The following is a 4,030-nucleotide window of genomic DNA, read 5'->3' on the forward strand; positions in this document are numbered from 1 at the left end:
ACATGCAGTTCGACCAGGGGGGTGCCGGCCGGCTCGCCGCCTGGATCATCTCGTTCGGCCTGATTGCGGACCGGCCCTGGCTGGGCCACGGCCTGGGCTCGTTCCAGGCGGTGTTCCAGGCGCACAATGACGAGCGCTTCCATCTGATCTACGATCTCGCGCACAACACTTATGTCGAGCATCTCCTGGAGATCGGCATCCCGGCCACCATCCTGCTCTACGGTGCGATGGCCATCCTGTTCGGCGTCTGCCTACGTGGCCTGTTCCGGCGGCGGCGCGATCGGGTGTTCACGCTGGCGGCCGTGGGGGCGACCCTGCTGGTTGGGCTGCATGCCCTGGTCGACTTCTCGATCCAGATGCCGGCGATCGCGATGTTCTATGCGGGGATCCTGGCGATCGGCTGCGCCCAGGCGGCACCATCCGCACGCCGCCGGTCGAGCCGAGCCCGTCAGGCCGCGAGCGGCCGTCCGAGCGTACGCGAGGAACTGGAAGCCGCCCCCTCCTGACCCGGCCATGGCGCCTCTGTTGCCCTGGCAACGGGGGCGCTGGAAAATCCTCGGGTAGAGCTACTCGCAGGCCGGGGCCGGCAGCTGCTCCAGCTCGTCCAGCGTGCCATGCAGCACGAACTGGCCGTAATCCAGCGTGATGTCGTCGGTGACGCCATCCGCGCGCAGGCGGAAGCTGAGCTGGAACTCCGGCTCCTCGGAACGGTCGGTGAGCTTGTGATAGGCGAGGATCATGGTCCAGGCGGCGGGCCGTCCGGCCTCGCCCGGCCAGTTCCGGCCGATCACCGCGCTGACGTTGCTGAGCGCATCCAGGCCGCTGCCATCGAACACCGGCACGGACACGAAGCTCTCGCCCCGCTCCGCGGCCGCGATCAGCGTCTTGATGTGCCTGGTCGGGAACAGGGTGCCGGCAGGCAGGGCCACCGACTTGCCTGCCGGGACGGTGAACTCCGCCCGCCCGTCGCCGCCGCTTTCCGGCAGGGATGCCTCGCCCCTGAACTCCTCGGCCGGCTTGCCGTTGTCGAAGGAGCGCATGGAGAAATGCAGCCGGTCGTCGGTGTCAGACTCCCAGGAGGAGAAGCGGACATCATAGGAGAAGGGCGGCCCCTCGGCCTGTCCGGCCTGAAAGGCCAGGCGCTGGCTGCTCGTCCAGCCGTCGCAGGCCTTCTTCCATTCCATGACCAGGCCGCCGCGGACGGAGGTCACCGCACCGTCCCCGCCTTCCGCCAAGCTCAGCCGATAGGCGGCGCGATGCGAGGCGAGTTCCAACGCCTGTGCCGTCGCCGGCAGGCAAAGGAGCCCGAGGAACGCCCAGAACAGCCCGTTCCGTGTTGCCACCGCGCTTCCTTCCTCACCAGGTCCTCACGGCGGCCGGCCGCGGCAGGGCATTTCGCCATGCCACGGCCGGACGCGTCAACGGGTCGGAACCGGCTGCTCGCCGCGATAGTCGTAGAAGCCGCGCTTGACCTTGCGGCCGAGCCAGCCGGCCTCGACATATTTCACGAGCAGCGGGCAAGGCCGGTACTTGCTGTCGGCCAGCCCCTCGTAGAGGACCTGCATGACCGCCAGACAGGTATCGAGGCCGATGAAGTCCGCGAGCTCCAGCGGACCCATCGGGTGGTTGGCGCCCAGGCGCATCGCCGTGTCGATGCTCTCGACATTCCCCACACCCTCGTAGAGCGTGTAGACCGCCTCGTTGATCATCGGCAGGAGGATGCGGTTGACGATGAAGGCGGGAAAGTCCTCGGCCGTCACCGGGGTCTTGCCCAGCCGCTCCGTCACCGCCCGGATTGCGAGGTAGGTGTCCTCCTCGGTCGCGATCCCGCGGATCACCTCGATCAGCTTCATGGCCGGCACCGGGTTCATGAAGTGCATGCCGATGAAGCGTTCCGGCCGATCGGTCGCCGCCGCCAGCCGGGTGATCGGGATCGAGCTGGTGTTGGACGCGATGATCGCGTCATGGCGCAGATGAACGAGCAGTTCCTTGAAGATCGCCTTCTTGACCTGCTCGTTCTCAGTAGCCGCCTCGACCACCAGCTCGCAGTCGGCGAGGTCCTCCAGTGCGCCGGACGCGGTGATGCGGTCCATGGCGGCCACCCTGGCCACCTCGTCCAGATGGCCCTTCCTGATCTGCCGGTCGAGTCCCATCGCGATCTTGCTCATCGCGGCGGCGAGCTGCTCGGGATTGTTGTCGACCAGCTTCACCCGGTAGCCGGCCAGCGCCGCTACCTGGGCGATGCCGCTGCCCATCTGGCCGGCGCCGACCACGCCGATCGTGGCGATCTCCGGGAGCGGAGGAAGCTGCGCGGGCTCGGTCATCGGCTGGAGGCTCCGGTTGCGTCGGGAGGTCAGGATGATTTGGCTCGCTTCAGTTCTTGGGTGAGCTCGGGGATCAGCTTGAACAGGTCGCCCACCAGGCCGTAGTCGGCGACCTGGAACATCGGCGCCTCCTCGTCCTTGTTGATCGCGACGATGACCTTGGAATCCTTCATGCCGGCCAGATGCTGGATGGCGCCGGAGATGCCGACGGCGACATACAGGTCGGGCGCCACGATCTTGCCGGTCTGCCCGACCTGGAAGTCGTTCGGCACGAAGCCGGCATCGACCGCGGCGCGGCTGGCACCAACCGCCGCGCCCAGCACGTCCGCCAGCTCGTCCAGGAGCTTGAAGTTCTCGCCCGAGCCCATGCCGCGCCCGCCGGAGACGACGACCCGTGCGGAGGTGAGCTCCGGCCGCTCGCTCTGGCTGACCTCCTGGCCGACGAAGCTGGAAAGGTCGCTGGGTGCCGGCAGGTCGACCGGCTCGACGCTGGCCGAGCCGCCCTCGGCGGCGGCCGGTGCGAAGGCGGTGGGCCGGATGGTCAGGACCCGCTTGGCGTCGGTGCTGACCACGGTCGCCAGCGCATTGCCCGCATAGATGAAGCGCTTGAACCGGTCCGGCCCCAGCACCTCGATCACGTCGCTCACCTGGGCGATGTCGAGCAGCGCCGCAGCGCGCGGCATCACGTTCTTGCCGAAGCTCGTGGAGGCGGCGACCAGATGATCATAGGCGGGGGCGAGCTGGACGAGCAGCGTCGCCGCGTCCTCGGCCGAGGGGTGCGCCAGATGGGCCGCATCGGCGACCAGCACCTTGCGCACGCCCGCCACCTTGCCGGCGGCGGCGCCATCCACGCCCGAGCCCATGACGAGCAGGTCGACATCGCCGCCGAGCTGACCGGCAGCGGTGATCGCCGCCAGGGAAGCCTTGGCGACGGCGCCGCCGTCGAGTTCGGCCACGACCAGCACGCTCATCAGAGGACTCCCGCTTCCGTCTTCAGCTTCTGCACCAGCTCCTGCACCGAGCCGACCTTGACCCCGGCCTTGCGGGCGGACGGCTCCTCGACCTGCACGTACTGGAGGCGCGGGGCGACATCGACGCCGAGATCGGCGGGCTTGATCACGTCGAGCGGCTTCTTCTTGGCCTTCATGATGTTGGGCAGGGAAGCGTAGCGCGGCTCGTTCAGCCGGAGGTCCACGGTCAAGACGGCCGGCAGCTTCACCGCGATCGTCTGGATGCCCTCGTCGACCTCGCGCCCGGCCTCGGCCCGGCCGTCCGCCACCGTCAGCCGGCTGACGAAGGTCGCCTGCGGCCAGCCCAGGAGGGCCGCCAGCATCTGGCCGGTCTGGTTGCTGTCGTCGTCGATCGCCTGCTTGCCCATCAGGACGAGCTGGGGATCCTCCTTCTTCACGATCGCCGCCAGGAGCTTGGCTACCGCGAGCGGCTGCAGCTCATCGGCGCTCTCGATCAGGATGGCCCGGTCGGCGCCCATGGCGAGAGCGGTGCGCAAGGTTTCCTGTGCCTTCGGCTCGCCAGCCGACACGGCGACGATCTCGGTCGCGACACCGGCTTCCTTCAGGCGGATCGCCTGCTCGCAGGCGATCTCGTCGAACGGGTTCATCGACATCTTCACGTTCGCGATGTCGACGCCGGACCGGTCCGCCTTGACCCTGATCTTGACGTTGTAATCGACCACCCGCTTGACGGGC

Annotated in this window: 5 protein-coding genes; 1 reads left to right on the forward strand and 4 read right to left on the reverse strand. The window is 68.4% G+C overall.

The genetic code is table 11. The features are described 5' to 3' along the window. The coding region (locus tag VNS22_RS00160) for an O-antigen ligase family protein (protein WP_325728534.1) at nt 1-506 on the forward strand (506 nt) is incomplete at its 5' end. A gap of 60 nt (nt 507-566) precedes the next feature. On the opposite strand, the gene VNS22_RS00165 is transcribed toward VNS22_RS00160, so the two are convergent. The 4 genes from VNS22_RS00165 to VNS22_RS00180 form a co-directional block, all read right to left on the reverse strand. After that, nucleotides 567-1,343: an EipB family protein gene (locus VNS22_RS00165; RefSeq protein WP_325728535.1), complete on the reverse strand. Its 777-nt coding sequence runs from the start codon at nt 1,341-1,343 to the stop codon at nt 567-569. Nucleotides 1,344-1,418: 75 nt separating this feature from the next. Continuing rightward, entirely contained in the window at nt 1,419-2,324 is a 906-nt protein-coding gene (locus tag VNS22_RS00170; RefSeq protein ID WP_325728536.1) for a 3-hydroxybutyryl-CoA dehydrogenase, read from the reverse strand. Nucleotides 2,325-2,353: 29 nt separating this feature from the next. Continuing rightward, nucleotides 2,354-3,295 (reverse strand): electron transfer flavoprotein subunit alpha/FixB family protein, encoded by a 942-nt coding sequence (locus VNS22_RS00175; protein ID WP_325728537.1) that lies wholly within the window; start codon nt 3,293-3,295, stop codon nt 2,354-2,356. Next, nucleotides 3,295-4,030, reverse strand: a 736-nt coding sequence (locus VNS22_RS00180; protein WP_325728538.1) for an electron transfer flavoprotein subunit beta/FixA family protein, incomplete at its 5' end; no start/stop codon positions are given. The genes VNS22_RS00180 and VNS22_RS00175, both read right to left, overlap by 1 nt.

Source organism: Geminicoccus sp., assembly GCF_035556675.1.
Classification (GTDB): Bacteria; Pseudomonadota; Alphaproteobacteria; order Geminicoccales; family Geminicoccaceae; genus Geminicoccus.

Bases quoted from the DNA above. Each gene is read 5' to 3' on its own strand.
- VNS22_RS00175 (WP_325728537.1), bottom strand. From the start codon at position 3,295: ATGAGCGTGCTGGTCGTGGCCGAACTCGACGGCGGCGCCGTCGCCAAG.
- VNS22_RS00170 (WP_325728536.1), bottom strand. From the start codon at position 2,324: ATGACCGAGCCCGCGCAGCTTCCTCCGCTCCCGGAGATCGCCACGATC.